Raw genomic sequence first — 13,864 nt, forward strand, 5'->3', positions numbered from 1 at the left:
TCCATGCGCATCGACCCGCCCGTGCGTATCCGCTTCATCCTGTTGGCCGCCCTGGCCGCGCTGTTTCTTGGTTCCCTGTTCGTGTGGTCAGGTGTCTACAGCGTCGCGGCCAGTCGCGGACACTTTGCGGTGACCGAATGGCTACTGACATTCGGGATGCGCAATTCGGTCAAGACGCACGCGCTCGGGATCGACGCCCCGCCGCTCGACAATTCCGATCTCGTGACGCTTGGGGCCGCGCATTTCCAGAGTGGCTGCGCGTATTGTCATGGCGCTCCGGGTATCCCGATCAGTCCGATCGCGCAGGCCATGCTGCCTCCGCCGCCCGATCTTGCGACCAACATGCCGCCGTGGCGCGACCGCGAGCTGTTCTGGATTATCAAGCACGGCATCAAATACACTGCCATGCCGGCTTGGCCGGTGCAGCAGCGCGATGACGAGGTGTGGGCGCTCGTCGCCTTCCTGCGCCGTCTGCCGAGCCTCGACGCGGCGCAGTACCGCGACCTCGCGCTTGGGGGTTTGCGGGTTCCGCCGCAGAGCGGCGAGAGCCTGGCGACAAGCGAGACCACAGCCCGCGCGATCGGCGCCTGCGCGCGCTGTCACGGCGCAGGCGGCGCGAGGCCCGCAAGCTCTCTCGTTCCGGTCTTGCACGGTCAGCGGGCGGAATTCATCGTCGCGTCGCTTGAAGCTTTTACGAGCGCGCAGCGCGCCAGCGGAATCATGCAGCCAGTCGCACGCGCACTGACCGGCGACGATTTCAGGCGTGTGGCTGACTACTATGCGGCGCTTCAGGCGCCGCATGCACCAGAAGAACCAACGGATACATCCGCGATCGAGCGTGGACGCGATCTCGCGGAGCAGGGCGATCCGGATGCAAGAATTCCGGCCTGCGCGGGCTGCCATGGCGAAGACGCTTTGAAGACCTATCCTCGCCTTGCCGGGCAAAATCTACCCTACATGCTCAATCGGCTGCGGCTGTGGAAGAGAGGCCTCGCGCCGGGTACGGCGACCGAAACCATCATGGCGCCGATCGCGCGCGAGCTGAGTGAGCGGCAGATCGAAGACGTCGCGGCTTATTATGCTTCGGGCGGTCCTTCTGCCGGTGCCTCACGATGAACGGCATCCTTCAATCCGTGCTTGCGCCGCACGGCCCGCAGGCCGGACAAATCGCTACGCTTGCCTGGGCACTGTTCGCATTCGGTTCGCTCGTCCTCGGGCTGGTCATAGCCGCGATCTGGCTCGCGATGCGCGGCGCGCCGCGCATACGCGAGGTGCTCGCCCGCGAGCGTACCATCATTTTGCTCGGCCTCGCATTGCCAGTGGCCGCGCTCACGATCCTGCTCGCTTGTGGCGCATGGCTCACGCGCGCCCAGACTGGACACGCGGACGAGGCTTTGCGCATCGAGGTAACTGGACAGCAATGGTGGTGGCGTGTCGTTTACGATGGCCCGGCGCCGATCGTGAGCTCGAACGAGATCCGAATTCCCGTCGGGCAGCCGGTCGATTTCACGCTCAAGGCGGCTGACGTGATCCACAGCTTCTGGGTGCCGAGCCTCGGCGGCAAGATCGACATGATACCCGGCCGGACCACGCGCCTGCGGCTCACCGCCGAACGCGCGGGCGTTTATCGCGGGCAGTGCGCGGAATATTGCGGTGGCCCGCACGCGCTGATGAGTTTCAAGCTCATCGCCATGCCCCGCCACGAGTACGACGCATGGCTTGAGCGTTTGGCCGGTCCGCAGTCCGCTCCTTCGACTGACAACGAACAGCGCGGCCAATTGCTTTTCTTGGCAGCCGGTTGCGGCACTTGCCATGCGGTGCGTGGCACCGATGCAGCAGGGAAGATCGGTCCTGACCTGACACACTTCGCATCGCGCGGATCTGTCGGAATCGATACGTTGCCGCTCACGGCCGAAAATCTTGACCGCTTCATCCGCGACGGGCAGCACATCAAGCCGGGCAACCGCATGCCCGAATTTCGCATCTTCTCATCGGCCGAGCAGACGGCGCTCGTCAGCTACCTCATGAGCCTGCAATGAACGAGCCCGTACCAGCGCTCCTTGCAGGCCACCCGAACAAGCTGCCACGTCCTAAGGGCGAGTTGGAGGCGCTTCAGGCCGCCTGGGAGTTGCCGAAGAGCTGGCGGATCGTCACCTCAGTCAACAACACGGTCGTCGGCTACTTCTATGTGGCGGCCGCCGTGCTGTTCTTCCTGCTCGCGGGAATCCTTGCTCTCCTGATGCGGCTCCAGCTGGCAGTGCCGAGCAACACCTTCTTGTCACCGGAAACCTACAACCAGATCTTCACGATGCACGGCACCGTGATGATGTTTCTGTTCGCCGTGCCGGTAGTCGAAGCGATGGGCATTCTCCTTCTGCCGCAGATGCTGGGCGCGCGCGACCTTCCGTTTCCGCGGCTCGGTGCCTTCGCATTCTGGGCCTACTTCGTCGGAGGGATCATATTCTTCGGCACCCTGTTCTACGATCTTGCGCCGTCAGGCGGGTGGTTCATGTATCCGCCGCTCACCGGAGCGCAGTATTCGCCCGGGCTCGGTGCAGATTTCTGGCTGCTCGGGATTGGCTTCATCGAGATCTCGGCAATCGCCGGCGCGATCGAGCTGATCGTCGGCGTGCTGCGCACGCGCGCACCCGGCATGACACTCGATCGCATGCCGATATTCGCGTGGACGATGCTGGTCTTCGCCGGGATGATTGTGTTCGCGTTTCCGGCCGTGATCCTGGCAACGCTGCTGCTTGAGCTCGAGCGTGCCTTCGGCTGGCCGTTCTTCGTTCCGCAGAAGGGCGGGGACGCGCTGCTATGGCAACATCTGTTCTGGTTCTTCGGTCACCCGGAGGTTTACATCATCTTCCTGCCGGCCGCCGGCATGGTGTCGATGATCGTGCCGACGATGTCCCGCACGCCGCTCGTCGGTTACCGCCTGATCGTCGTCGCGTTGATCGCGACCGGCTTCTTCTCGTTCGGCCTGTGGGTGCATCACATGTTCGCTACCGGCATCCCGGCGCTGTCGTTGAATCTCTTCTCGGCTGCCAGCATGGCGGTTGCGCTCCCGAGCGGCATTCAGGTGTTTGCCTGGATCGCGACGATCGCGGCCGGACGCCTGCAGTTAACGACCGCATCGCTGTTCGTGCTTGGCTTCCTGTTCGTATTCACGTTGGGCGGGTTGACGGGTGTGATGGTGGCGATGGTGCCGTTCGACTGGCAGGCGCATGACACTTACTTTGTCGTCGCGCATTTTCACTATGTGCTGGTGGGAGGCATGTTATTTCCGATGTTCGGTGCCTTCTATTACTGGGCACCTGCCTTCAGCCGCCGCGTGCTCTCGGAGCGATTTGGCAAGGCGGCATTCTCGTTGATGTTCATAGGCTTCAACGTCGCGTTTTTCCCCATGCACATCACGGGCCTCATGGGGATGCCGCGCCGCGTCTACACCTATCCAGCCGTTGCTGAGTGGAGCGTGCTGAACATGATCTCGACCATCGGCGCTTTCCTGTTTGCGTCCGGCGTGCTGGTTTTCCTGTTCGACCTCGTTCGCAACCTGCGACCAACCGTGTCCGACCCGATCGGAGACGTGTGGAAGGGCGCCTCGCTCGAATGGCTGCACAACCACATCTATGGGCCGCGCAGCATTCCGCTGGTAACGAGCCGCGATCCGCTCTGGGATCAGCCGGGACTTTCTGAGGAATCGAAAGAGGGGCGCCATTATCTGCCCGGCACGGTGACCGGACAGCGCGAAACGATCATCACCTCGCCAATCGAGGCAATGCCGCAGGCGCTACAGCGTCTGCCCGGCGATGGCTGGCCGCCACTGCTCGCCGCGGTGTTCACGGCTGGTTTCTTCATGCTGCTCACAGTGAAATATGTGACGCTCGCGTTTGTCTCGGGTGTGCTCGCGCTCGCGATGATCCTGATCTGGATGTGGGGAAGCGATCAGAGGCCGTTGCCTCATGCCGAGATCGGCCACGGCATCAAGGTGCCGACCTATGTCGGCGGTCCGCTCTCGCATTCCTGGTGGGCGATGGTCGTGCTGATGCTCGTTGCAGGATCGCTCTACCTCTCTTTGGTGTTCTCCTATCTCTTCCTTTGGACTGTCTCGCCGCAGGTGTGGCCGAAACCTGAGCAAATGCCGCCGTCGCTGTGGCCCTTCGTCTCCGCGGTGTTGCTCACAGCAAGCAGCGGCTTGATCGTTCTCGCCGGCCGCGCTCTCCCGGTTCGATCGCGTAACCGTATCGCCTTCGTGGCTGCGATCGGCTTGGCGGTCCTGTCGCTTTGCGGAAGTCTTGGCGTCGAAGTGTTGTCGCACTGGCGCGCCGGTTTTCGTCCTGATGTCGACGCGCATGGTGCGCTCGTCTACATGGCGTCGTTTCTCCAGCTTCAATTCGTGCTGACACTTGTCGTTATGGCGGGGTTCGCCATCGCGCGCTGCCTTGCCGGCATGCTGAGCCGCCGGCGCCGCGTCGTCTTCGGCAATCTCGCGCTGCTTTGGCATTACACGGTCGCGCAAGGCCTGTTCGGGCTTCTGCTCGTGCACGGCTTTCCGAGGGTCGCATGAGCGCACCCCGCACTCGGCCTTTTGCCGATTTGCTGCGGCTATTCGTGGGGCCGACCGTCTGGTTCATGCATCTTGTTCTGCTGTACGGCGTGGAGGCCCTGATTTGTACGCCGCCGGTCGGCTCGGGGCGCGCGATGCTGTGGCTCGGTGTTGTGGCGACGGTAGCGGCGCTTGGAGCGCTTGTGTTCCTGGCCGTAATGCCAGCGCCACGCGCGGAGGGTCGGCCGAGCGTTCACACGGGTGCGGCATACTTGCACAATACGTCACGGTTGCTTGCCTTTTTGTCCGCCGTTGGCGTGATTTGGAACGCTCTGCCTGTTGCCTTGGTGCCTGTCTGCGCGCTCGCGGCGAGCTAGTACGGAACCTCTATCTGCCTTGTAGATGGCTCGGCCAGGAACTTCACATTTTCGTGCCGCGTTGGCACGGAAACGCGAGGAATATTGTCATGCAGATCGATTGGAACAACGTCTTCCTTCCCAGTCTCGGCATCGCCGAGATCATCGTCCGGGGTACGCTCATGTATCTCGGCCTTTTCATAATCCTGCGCTTCATGGCGCGTCGCCAGGCGGGGCATGTTGGACCGGCGGATCTTCTGGTGATCGTGCTGATCGCGGATGCGGCGCAGAACGGGCTCGGCAAGGAATATCAGTCCGTGACCGAAGGTCTTGTCCTGGTCATAACCATCGTTGCTTGGGAGTACGTCATCGACTGGCTGGCTTACCAGTTTCCAGCCCTGAGGCCTGTCCTCAGACCTCCGTCTCTGACGTTGGTGAAAGACGGGCGGGCTATCGAAGAGGCAATGCGCAAGGAAATGCTCTCGATGGATGAACTCGTATCTCTATTGCGGCAGCATCAAGTCGAGGACATTGCTTACGTAAGGCTCGCAAAGCTCGAAGGCGACGGGCGGATCAGTGTATTTACGCGCGAGGCCCCGGCTGAACAGTAACGGATCGGAGACCCGCTACGGCCCGCCGACCGCCGCGTTCTAGCGACGCGGCGGATCGATCATGAGATGCATCTCCTCGAATGCGCGAAATTTGGATTGCTTCTCTTCGCCTGGTGTGTCGCTAGTTGACTGGCCCGCCGCGACCTAGATGTTCAGTATCTGGCGCGACCGTATTAATCCCGGCCCGCCGGTTGATCATGATGGTTAGCAGCCAGAGAACGACACCAATCCCGATCAGGACACCGGCGACCCGGTACTGAACGGGGTCGCGGCCGGTCCAGGGACCCGCCAGGAAAGCACAAAACAACGCGCCCAGGATCGGCAGAATGGTCGGCGTGCGGAAATGCTCGTGACCTACAGGATCGCGGCGAAGCACCAGGACCGCGACATTCACCACCGTGAAAACGCATAACAAGAGAAGTGCCGTGGTGCCGCCGAGCGCCGGCACCTCGCCGACGAACGTGATCAGGGCGAATGCCAGCACGGTGGTGAAGCCGATGGCGATATAAGGCGTCCGCCGCGTCTGGTGTACCTTGCCGAGAGGCGGCGGAAGCACATGCTCGCGGCTCATGCCGTACACAAGGCGACTGGCCATGAGCATATTGATGAGAGCGGTATTGGCCACGGCAAACATGGTGATGAATCCAAAGATCCAAACCGGAAAATTTGGCGCGCCCTGTTGGACGACCTTCAGAAGGGGTGTTTCGCCTTCGCCCAATTGCTCTGGCGCCACCAGGGTGATTGCCGAGACCGAGACAAGAACGTAGATGAGGCAGGTAATCATGAGACCTGCAAGCAGAACCTTTGGAAAGTGACGGGTTGGATCCTTGCATTCCTCGGCCATGTTGACCGAATCCTCAAAGCCGACCATGGCAAAGAACGCGAGCGTGGTCGCTGCAATCACCGGCCAGAACATGCTGCCGTCTGGGGTCGAACGAACCTGAACGACGCGCGAGACATCGCCCTGGCCCAACCCGATCGCCCAAAGGCCGATCGTGATAATGATCAACAGCCCCGTCAGCTCTACGCAGGTCAGAATGACGTTGGCCTTCACGCTTTCGCCGACGCCGCGGAAATTGATTGCAGCGACGACCGCCATAAAAACGAGGCCGGTAACTGTAATGCCAACGCCTGTTAAATTGAGCCCCATCGCATTCGACATGTTCGCCGCGAAAGCCCGAGAGGCCGTCGATGCTGAGGTGATACCTGAGCACATCACCGCAAATGCAACGATGAACGTGACAATATGGATGCCGAACGCTTTGTGAGTGTAGAGGGCCGCGCCCGCCGCTCTCGGATACTTCGTGACCAATTCGAGATAACTGAAAGCCGTGACAAGGGCGACCACAAAGGCAATCACAAAGGGCAGCCATACGACACCGCCGACTTGCTTCGCAACCTGGCCTGTAAGCGCGTAGATTCCGGTGCCGAGAATATCGCCGACGATGAACAGCAGGAGCAGCCAAGGGCCCATAACCCTATGCAAGCTGGGTTCAGCGCCGGTTGATAGTGCGGCTGTGCTGGCGTTCACTGGGACATCGGCCATCGCACGTCCTCATTGTTATCGGTGACGCAAATGCAGTGTAGGGGCAATTGCAACCCTTCCGCAATGGCGGCTTGAGGAATGCTGCGATCAGGTCCTACTTTCCAGTCTGCAGCTGATTGGAGGCAAGTTAGCAGCGAATTGGCTGAAGTAACGGAACAATTTCCGGTTGCGGGCGTTCAATTCGCGTGCGTTCCGGTTCGTGCAATCGAGGGCTGGTGTGGGTGGGCGCTCGGTCGGCACTCCTGCGGTGCGGCCGGTTACCCTGCGAGTTGGTCGGCGATGCGGCCCGTACAGGAGGACGACCATGCGATTGATCATGTCGACTGCGATACTGGCTTTATCGGTGCTTCCCGCGCTGGCGGATCGCTCTGTCACTGAAGACGAACGCGCAAAGCTTGTCGCGGCGGTTCAGGCAGAGGGATGTTCGGGCGGCAAGCTCGAAATGGATGAAGACGACCAGCAGTTCGAGGTCGATGATGCGGTCTGCGCGGATGGCAAGAAGTACGACCTGAAGTTTGATATGCAAATGAAGTTGAAACGGAAGAATCTGGACTGAGTTGCGAAGCACATACGGGCGTGCGTCATTGCGAGCCGACAGATCGCGCGAATGCGCGCGACAGGCTCCGCGAAGCAGTCCGCCTCTCTGCGCGGGGATAGATGGATTGCTTCGTCGCTTCGCTCCTCGCAATGACGGCGCTGCGAGGCTTCCATCGCGCGCTCCATCCAAGCCATTGATCTATTGTAACTTCCTCCAACCCCTCCCACTCCGCGGGAAATAAAATCGCCCGCGTTGAGATCACCTCTCGCCGCCACGAAGATCGCAAGCCCAGAGCCAACCCTGTTGAGCGAGGTGCGAGATGGCGAAGATGCGAGCGGTGGATGCAGCCGTACGAATTCTGGAAAAGGAAGGCGTGAGCATCGCCTTCGGCGTTCCCGGCGCCGCGATCAATCCGCTTTACTCCGCGCTGAAGAAGCGCGGCTCGATCGGGCATATCCTGGCGCGCCACGTCGAGGGCGCTTCTCACATGGCCGAGGGCTATACCCGCGCCAGGGCTGGCAATATCGGCGTCTGCATCGGCACCTCGGGCCCGGCCGGCACCGACATGATTACGGGGCTTTATTCGGCGATCGCAGATTCGATCCCGATCCTGTGCATCACTGGCCAGGCGCCGCGCGCGCGGCTTTACAAGGAAGACTTTCAGGCGATCGACATCGAATCCATCGCCAAGCCGGTGACGAAATGGGCGGTCACGGTGCGCGAGCCGGCGCTGGTGCCGCGCGCGTTCAGCCAGGCGTTTCACATCATGCGTTCGGGCCGTCCCGGGCCGGTGCTGATCGATCTGCCGCTCGACGTGCAGCTTGCCGAGATCGAGTTCGACGACGAGACCTACGAGCCGCTGCCGGTCTATAAGCCCGCCGCGACGCGCAAGCAGATCGAGAAGGCGCTCGAAATGCTCAATGCGGCGGAGCGGCCGCTGATCGTGACAGGCGGCGGCGTCATCAATGCCGATGCCTCCGAGCTGTTGGTGCAGTTCGCCGAGACCGTCAACGTGCCTGTCGTGCCGACGCTGATGGGGTGGGGCGCGATCCCTGATGATCACGTGCTGATGGCGGGCATGGTCGGTCTGCAGACCAGCCACCGCTACGGCAACGCGACGATGTTGCAATCCGACTTCGTGCTCGGGATCGGCAACCGCTGGGCCAACCGCCACACCGGTTCGATCGAGACCTACACCAAGGGGCGGACTTTCGTGCATGTCGATATCGAGCCGACGCAGATCGGGCGCGTCTTCAACCCCGATTTCGGCATTGTGTCGGATGCCAAGGCGGCGCTGGAATTGTTCGTCACGGTCGCAAAGGAATGGCGCAAGGCCGGCAAACTCCGCGAGCGGCAGGCCTGGCCGGCGGCGTGCCAGGACCGCAAGCGGACGATGCTGCGCAAGAGCCATTTCGACGACATGCCGATCAAGCCGCAGCGCGTTTATGAGGAGATGACAAAAGCGTTCGGCCGCGACACCTGCTATGTCAGCGTGATCGGCCTGTCGCAGATTGCCGGCGCGCAATTCCTCGGCGTCTATGGTCCGCGCAACTGGATCAATGCGGGGCAGGCGGGTCCGCTCGGCTGGACGCTGCCGGCGGCGCTCGGGGTGCGCGCGGCCGATCCGAACCGCGAGATCGTCGCGCTGTCGGGCGACTACGACTTCCAGTTCCTGATCGAGGAGCTCGCGGTCGGCGCGCAGTTCAAGCTGCCCTACATCCACGTCGTCGTGAATAATTCCTATCTCGGACTGATCCGCCAGGCGCAGCGTGGCTTCGACATGGATTACCATGTCCAGCTTTCGTTCGAGAACATCAACGCGCCCGAGATCGGGGTCTATGGCGTCGACCACGTCGCGGTCGCCGAGGGGCTGGGCTGCAAGGCGATCCGTGTCACCGACCCGAACCATGCGCAGGCGGCGTTCGCCACTGCGCGCGAATGGATGGAAGAATTCAAGGTGCCCGTCGTCGTCGAGTTCATTCTGGAGCGGGTCACCAACATCTCGATGGGGACCGAGATCGACAACATCATCGAATTTGAAGAGGTGCTCGATCTGCCGCTGGACGATACGCCGGCAGGGCCGAGCGTATCGCGATCCGATACGCTGTTGCCGGCCTAACGCGAGGAGAACAGATCGTGCCGAAATTTGCCGCCAATCTCACCATGCTGTTCGGCGAGCAGCCGTTCCTCGACCGCTTCGCAGCCGCCAAGGCCGCTGGTTTCAACGGAGTCGAATATCTATTCCCCTACGATTTCGACAAGGCCGAGCTACGCGAGCAGTTGCACCAGCACGGGCTTACCCAGGTGCTGCACAATCTTCCCGCCGGCGACTGGGCGGCCGGCGAACGCGGCATCGCCGTCCTGCCCGACCGGGTGGAAGAGTTTCGCGAAGGTGTCGCGCGCGCGATCGATTATGCCAAGGCGCTCGATTGCCGTCAGCTCAACTGCCTGGTCGGCATCGCGCCTGAAGGCGCTGATACGACGGATCTCAACGAGACATTGATCGGCAATCTGCGCTTCGCGGCGGATGCACTCGGCAAGGAGGGGATCAAGCTACTGATCGAGCCGATCAACACGATCGATATTCCCGGCTTCTTCCTGAACAAGACCGCGCAGGCGCTTCAGCTCATCGCGGATGTGCGCTCGAGCAATCTGTTCGTGCAATACGACATCTACCACATGCAAATCATGGAAGGTGACATTGCGCGAAGCTTGCAAAAACATCTGGCCCGCATCGCCCATGTCCAGCTCGCCGACAATCCCGGCCGCAATGAGCCGGGCACCGGCGAGATCAACTATCCCTTCCTGTTCAGGCATCTCGACGCTATTGGTTATCGTGGCTGGATCGGGTGTGAATACAAGCCGCGGACGACGACCGTCGACGGTCTCGGCTGGCACGCTGCGCTGACGCTCGATACCTGACCAACAACCAAGAAACAGAAGGGGAGTCTGAAATGACCAATATCGGCTTTATCGGCCTCGGCACCATGGGACGGCCAATGGCGGGCCATCTTCAGGCCGCCGGCCACCGCCTGTTCCTGCATGATGTTGCACCCATTGCACCGGAGCTGGTTGCGGCGGGAGGCAAGATCTGCAGGTCGGGCAAGGAAGTCGCCGAGCAGGCCGATGTTGTGATCATCATGGTGCCGGATACGCCGCATGTGGAAGCAGTGCTGTTCGGGCCTGACGGCGTCGCGGCCGGACTCTCGCGGGGGAAGATCGTTGCCGACATGAGCTCGATCTCGCCGCTTGCTACCAAGGAGTTCGCCAAGAAGATCGAGGCGCTCGGAGCCGAATATCTCGATGCGCCGGTTTCCGGCGGCGAGGTCGGCGCCAAGGCGGCGAGCCTCACCATTATGGTCGGCGGGCCGGAGCGCGCCTTCAACGCCATGAAGCCGATCTTCGACACGATGGGCAAGAACGTCACCCTCGTCGGCGGCAATGGCGACGGGCAGACCACCAAGGTCGCCAACCAGATCATCGTGGCGCTGACGATCGAGGCGGTCGGCGAGGCGCTGTTGTTTGCATCGAAAGCTGGCGCCGATCCCGCGCTAGTGCGCAAGGCGCTGATGGGCGGTTTCGCGTCATCGCGAATTCTCGAAGTGCATGGCGAGCGCATGGTGAAGCGCGATTTCGAGCCGGGCTTTCGTATCGAGCTGCACCAGAAGGATCTCAATCTGGCGCTGGAGGGCGCGCGTGCACTCGGCCTTTCCTTGCCAAGCACGGCGGTGGCCCAGCAATTGTTCTCATCCTGCGCCGCCCATGGCGGCAAGGCATGGGACCATTCGGGCATGGTGCGCGCGCTCGAAATGATGGCGAGCCACGAGATCGCAAAAGCCTAGAATCGATCTTGACTGGAAACTCCCTGTGACTGGAACCCGCGTCAAAGCTTTGACGCGGGCTTTTTCTGCCACGGTGGAACCGGAACCTTCTCACGCCTCCCGCGGTTGAGACGCATCGTCAATTTACTGGAGGGTGCAAATGAATAATCGTTTGGCTGTTTCCGTGATTGCCGCCTCGCTGCTGATACCGAGCGCGGCATTTGCGCAGTCGACCACCGCGCAAGGTGCTGCGGATGGTGCTGCCGCGGGCGGCGAAATCGCCGGACCGGTCGGCGCGATCATCGGCGGCACCGTGGGCGCCGCCGTCGGTGCAGCCGTCGAAATTCCCAATGCGGTAATCACTTCGATCCCGCGCGACCACTCGGTTGTGGTTCGTGAGCGGGTGGTGGTAGGCGAGCCGCTGCCGCCGACCGTCGAACTGCGCACCGTGCCGCGGCACACTGAATACCGCTATGCGGTCGTCAATGATCGCCGTGTGATTGTAGAGCCGCGCACCCGCCGGGTCGTCAGGATCCTCGACTGACGAACCAAACTAGTTAGCTGAGATTCCTCGCGGGTGATTCCCCGCGAGGTTTTTTGTCGGTTACGGCAGCGATCGCTGCGCTCGCCTGAATCTCCAGTCGAGCGCCGCGGCAACCGCGAGGCCGAGGGATGCGGCCAGCGCGTCGACGACAAAATCCGACATCCGCGCATGCCGGCCGGGCGCCCAGAACTGCAGGATTTCGATCAGGCCGGCGAAGGCAATGACCAAGGTCGCTGTAAGCGCGCGGTTGCGCGTATGGGCCAGCCCGAAGGCGAGCCCCAGCAGCACAAAGGCCAGTGCGTGCTCGCCGTTCTGCCCAAGGTTCAATTGTGGCCGTTGTTGCGCCGGGCCGAGGGTCGCGAAGGCGACCGCCGCGGCAAGGCCCCAAGCAATAAATCGAAGGATGATCGTCATGAGGACGGCATAGCATACATTCCGTACGGAAAGTCCATGCGCGCCGAACGAGGCAATACCTGTGGTTAATCCGTTAGAGCGTGATGACGCTTCTTATCGTCACACGCTCTAACTCTTTGATTTGAGCATGATCTTGTCGGAAAACCGGTATCCACTTTGCGCTGACGCGGCCCTTCGGGTCCGGATCAAGCTCTAGAGCGGCTCCCGTACGCCCATACCGTGCATGAAGCGCTCCCGGATTTGCACGGGATCGCGGCGGGTGGTGCCGACGCCCGGTTTGTCGTCAATGCGCACGCCGATCAGGGCTGGGCCGGTGGCTGACATCGACTCCTCGATCAGGCGCTCGAAATCCTCTTCGTCCGCTGCCCAGCTGCTGTTGGTGAGCCCGCTCGCGACAGCGATGGCGACGAGATCGGCGACGGAGGCGGCCGGCGTCGGCTGCGCGCCGGTGATCTGATAGATGCCGTTGTCCATCACCACCATAGTGAGGTTTTTCGGTGCCAGCGTCGCGATGGTCGTCAGCGAACCCAACTGCATCAACAGCGAGCCGTCGCCTTCCAATGCGAACACCCGCCGCTCCGGCTGCGCAAGCGCCACGCCGAGCGCGATCGGGAAGGCGAGGCCCATGCTGCCCAGCATGTAGAAATTCTGTGGCCGGTGGCCGGCGGCCCACAGGTCGAAATTGGTATTGCCGATGCCGCCGATCACGGCTTCCTCGTTCTTCAACTTCGCGATGAGCCGCGAGGTGAGATCGAAGCGGTTCATGACCTTGGTGTTGCGGACCGGGTTGTCGTTGTTCATGAGATCGCTCACTTGTCGAAGATCTTGCCGCCGGTCAGCAGCGGCGAGAGGATCAGCGCCACCGGCGCCTGCGTGGTGACGGCCTGCTTGATGGAGCGGTCGGCGATGAATTCGAGCTCGTCGAACCGGGTGATGGTGTGGTGCTCCATCGCGAGTGAATCCAGCACCGGGCGCATGGTGCGGCACACCAGGGACTGGCCATAGTTGAATTCGCCGAGCGTGCCGCGCTCGGAGACGAACATGATCAGCGGGATCTGATAGGGTATGGCCAGCGACGCCAGCACGTTGGCAAGTGTGGCAAACCCTGATGTCTGCATCAGCACCGCGCCGCGCATGCCGCCCATCCAGGCGCCCGAGACGATGCCGACCGCTTCCTCCTCGCGCGCGGTGGCGAAGGTGGTAAAAAAGGGGTCGGCGTGCAGGTTCTTGATCAGCGGCGTCAGGACGCGGTCAGGCACGTAAGGGACCAGGCGGACTTCATTGCGCTTGAGGGTTTGCAGCACCACGCCGTGCCAGCTCTCGGAAGTCCCAGGCGAGGTTTTTCCCTCTGCAACCGCCATCTCGGTCTCCCTTTACTCGCGCCGATTATGCGTTGGCGTTCATCGTTGGAGCGGCGAAACTTGACGCGCTCAGCGAGATTGTCAACATGTTCCGATCGTATCCTGCTCTGCGCCGCGCGCCGCT

The 13,864-nt window shown here is 61.9% G+C and carries 14 protein-coding genes; 10 read left to right on the top strand and 4 right to left on the bottom strand.

The window, feature by feature from the left end; genetic code table 11:
* The first annotated feature begins 3 nt into the window (after positions 1-3).
* The 5 genes from J6524_RS15710 to J6524_RS15730 all read left to right on the top strand — a co-directional run bounded on the left by J6524_RS15710 (position 4) and on the right by J6524_RS15730 (position 5,516).
* The gene (locus tag J6524_RS15710; protein ID WP_225672025.1) at positions 4-1,116 is read left to right on the top strand and encodes a c-type cytochrome; all 1,113 of its coding nucleotides are present in this window, start codon (positions 4-6) and stop codon (positions 1,114-1,116) included.
* Positions 1,113-2,039 (top strand): cytochrome c oxidase subunit II, encoded by a 927-nt coding sequence (gene coxB / locus J6524_RS15715; RefSeq protein WP_225672027.1) that lies wholly within the window; start codon positions 1,113-1,115, stop codon positions 2,037-2,039. Before J6524_RS15710 ends, coxB begins: the two co-directional genes overlap by 4 nt.
* Positions 2,036-4,570 (top strand): cytochrome c oxidase subunit I, encoded by a 2,535-nt coding sequence (gene ctaD / locus J6524_RS15720; protein ID WP_225672028.1) that lies wholly within the window; start codon positions 2,036-2,038, stop codon positions 4,568-4,570. Before coxB ends, ctaD begins: the two co-directional genes overlap by 4 nt.
* Complete coding sequence (locus J6524_RS15725; RefSeq protein ID WP_225672030.1) at positions 4,567-4,926, top strand: hypothetical protein; 360 nt, start codon at positions 4,567-4,569, stop codon at positions 4,924-4,926. The genes ctaD and J6524_RS15725 overlap by 4 nt, the downstream gene beginning before the upstream one ends.
* A gap of 89 nt (positions 4,927-5,015) precedes the next feature.
* Positions 5,016-5,516 carry a DUF421 domain-containing protein gene (locus tag J6524_RS15730; RefSeq protein WP_225672032.1) on the top strand — a complete coding sequence of 167 codons (501 nt, stop codon included), beginning with the start codon at positions 5,016-5,018 and terminating at the stop codon, positions 5,514-5,516.
* A 121-nt stretch (positions 5,517-5,637) separates the two neighbouring features.
* Here the strand turns inward: J6524_RS15730 and J6524_RS15735 are convergent, their stop codons facing one another.
* Entirely contained in the window at positions 5,638-7,062 is a 1,425-nt protein-coding gene (locus tag J6524_RS15735; protein ID WP_225672033.1) for an APC family permease, read from the bottom strand.
* A gap of 304 nt (positions 7,063-7,366) precedes the next feature.
* On the opposite strand from J6524_RS15735, the gene J6524_RS15740 reads away from it, so the two are divergent.
* The 5 genes from J6524_RS15740 to J6524_RS15760 all read left to right on the top strand — a co-directional run bounded on the left by J6524_RS15740 (position 7,367) and on the right by J6524_RS15760 (position 11,965).
* Positions 7,367-7,618, top strand: coding sequence for a PepSY domain-containing protein (locus J6524_RS15740; RefSeq protein ID WP_225672034.1), 252 nt, complete (start codon positions 7,367-7,369; stop codon positions 7,616-7,618).
* A gap of 301 nt (positions 7,619-7,919) precedes the next feature.
* On the top strand, positions 7,920-9,719 hold the full coding sequence (gene gcl / locus J6524_RS15745) for a glyoxylate carboligase (protein ID WP_225672035.1): 1,800 nt from the start codon (positions 7,920-7,922) through the stop codon (positions 9,717-9,719).
* 17 nt (positions 9,720-9,736) lie between these two features.
* Positions 9,737-10,522 (top strand): hydroxypyruvate isomerase, encoded by a 786-nt coding sequence (gene hyi / locus J6524_RS15750; protein WP_225672036.1) that lies wholly within the window; start codon positions 9,737-9,739, stop codon positions 10,520-10,522.
* Positions 10,519-11,442 (top strand): 2-hydroxy-3-oxopropionate reductase, encoded by a 924-nt coding sequence (locus tag J6524_RS15755; RefSeq protein WP_225672567.1) that lies wholly within the window; start codon positions 10,519-10,521, stop codon positions 11,440-11,442. The genes hyi and J6524_RS15755 overlap by 4 nt, the downstream gene beginning before the upstream one ends.
* Before the next feature lie 139 nt (positions 11,443-11,581).
* On the top strand, positions 11,582-11,965 hold the full coding sequence (locus tag J6524_RS15760) for a DUF1236 domain-containing protein (protein ID WP_225672037.1): 384 nt from the start codon (positions 11,582-11,584) through the stop codon (positions 11,963-11,965).
* Positions 11,966-12,025: 60 nt separating this feature from the next.
* On the opposite strand, the gene J6524_RS15765 is transcribed toward J6524_RS15760, so the two are convergent.
* The 3 genes from J6524_RS15765 to J6524_RS15775 all read right to left on the bottom strand — a co-directional run bounded on the left by J6524_RS15765 (position 12,026) and on the right by J6524_RS15775 (position 13,740).
* Entirely contained in the window at positions 12,026-12,379 is a 354-nt protein-coding gene (locus J6524_RS15765; RefSeq protein ID WP_225672038.1) for a VanZ family protein, read from the bottom strand.
* Positions 12,380-12,571: 192 nt separating this feature from the next.
* The gene (locus J6524_RS15770; RefSeq protein WP_225672039.1) at positions 12,572-13,180 is read right to left on the bottom strand and encodes a thiamine pyrophosphate-dependent enzyme; all 609 of its coding nucleotides are present in this window, start codon (positions 13,178-13,180) and stop codon (positions 12,572-12,574) included.
* An 8-nt stretch (positions 13,181-13,188) separates the two neighbouring features.
* On the bottom strand, positions 13,189-13,740 hold the full coding sequence (locus tag J6524_RS15775; protein WP_225672040.1) for a thiamine pyrophosphate-binding protein: 552 nt from the start codon (positions 13,738-13,740) through the stop codon (positions 13,189-13,191).
* Between the last annotated feature and the right edge of the window lie 124 nt (positions 13,741-13,864).

Source organism: Bradyrhizobium hereditatis, from assembly GCF_020329435.1.
In the GTDB taxonomy this organism is placed as follows: domain Bacteria; phylum Pseudomonadota; class Alphaproteobacteria; order Rhizobiales; family Xanthobacteraceae; genus Bradyrhizobium; species Bradyrhizobium hereditatis.

Excerpts from the sequence above, each read along its gene's own strand:
- J6524_RS15710 (WP_225672025.1), top strand. The coding sequence starts at position 4 with ATGCGCATCGACCCGCCCGTGCGTATCCGCTTCATCCTGTTGGCCGCC.
- coxB (WP_225672027.1), top strand. The coding sequence starts at position 1,113 with ATGAACGGCATCCTTCAATCCGTGCTTGCGCCGCACGGCCCGCAGGCC.
- ctaD (WP_225672028.1), top strand. The coding sequence starts at position 2,036 with ATGAACGAGCCCGTACCAGCGCTCCTTGCAGGCCACCCGAACAAGCTG.
- J6524_RS15725 (WP_225672030.1), top strand. The coding sequence starts at position 4,567 with ATGAGCGCACCCCGCACTCGGCCTTTTGCCGATTTGCTGCGGCTATTC.
- J6524_RS15730 (WP_225672032.1), top strand. The coding sequence starts at position 5,016 with ATGCAGATCGATTGGAACAACGTCTTCCTTCCCAGTCTCGGCATCGCC.
- J6524_RS15735 (WP_225672033.1), bottom strand. The coding sequence starts at position 7,062 with ATGGCCGATGTCCCAGTGAACGCCAGCACAGCCGCACTATCAACCGGC.
- J6524_RS15740 (WP_225672034.1), top strand. The coding sequence starts at position 7,367 with ATGCGATTGATCATGTCGACTGCGATACTGGCTTTATCGGTGCTTCCC.
- gcl (WP_225672035.1), top strand. The coding sequence starts at position 7,920 with ATGGCGAAGATGCGAGCGGTGGATGCAGCCGTACGAATTCTGGAAAAG.
- J6524_RS15760 (WP_225672037.1), top strand. The coding sequence starts at position 11,582 with ATGAATAATCGTTTGGCTGTTTCCGTGATTGCCGCCTCGCTGCTGATA.
- J6524_RS15765 (WP_225672038.1), bottom strand. The coding sequence starts at position 12,379 with ATGACGATCATCCTTCGATTTATTGCTTGGGGCCTTGCCGCGGCGGTC.
- J6524_RS15770 (WP_225672039.1), bottom strand. The coding sequence starts at position 13,180 with ATGAACAACGACAACCCGGTCCGCAACACCAAGGTCATGAACCGCTTC.
- J6524_RS15775 (WP_225672040.1), bottom strand. The coding sequence starts at position 13,740 with ATGGCGGTTGCAGAGGGAAAAACCTCGCCTGGGACTTCCGAGAGCTGG.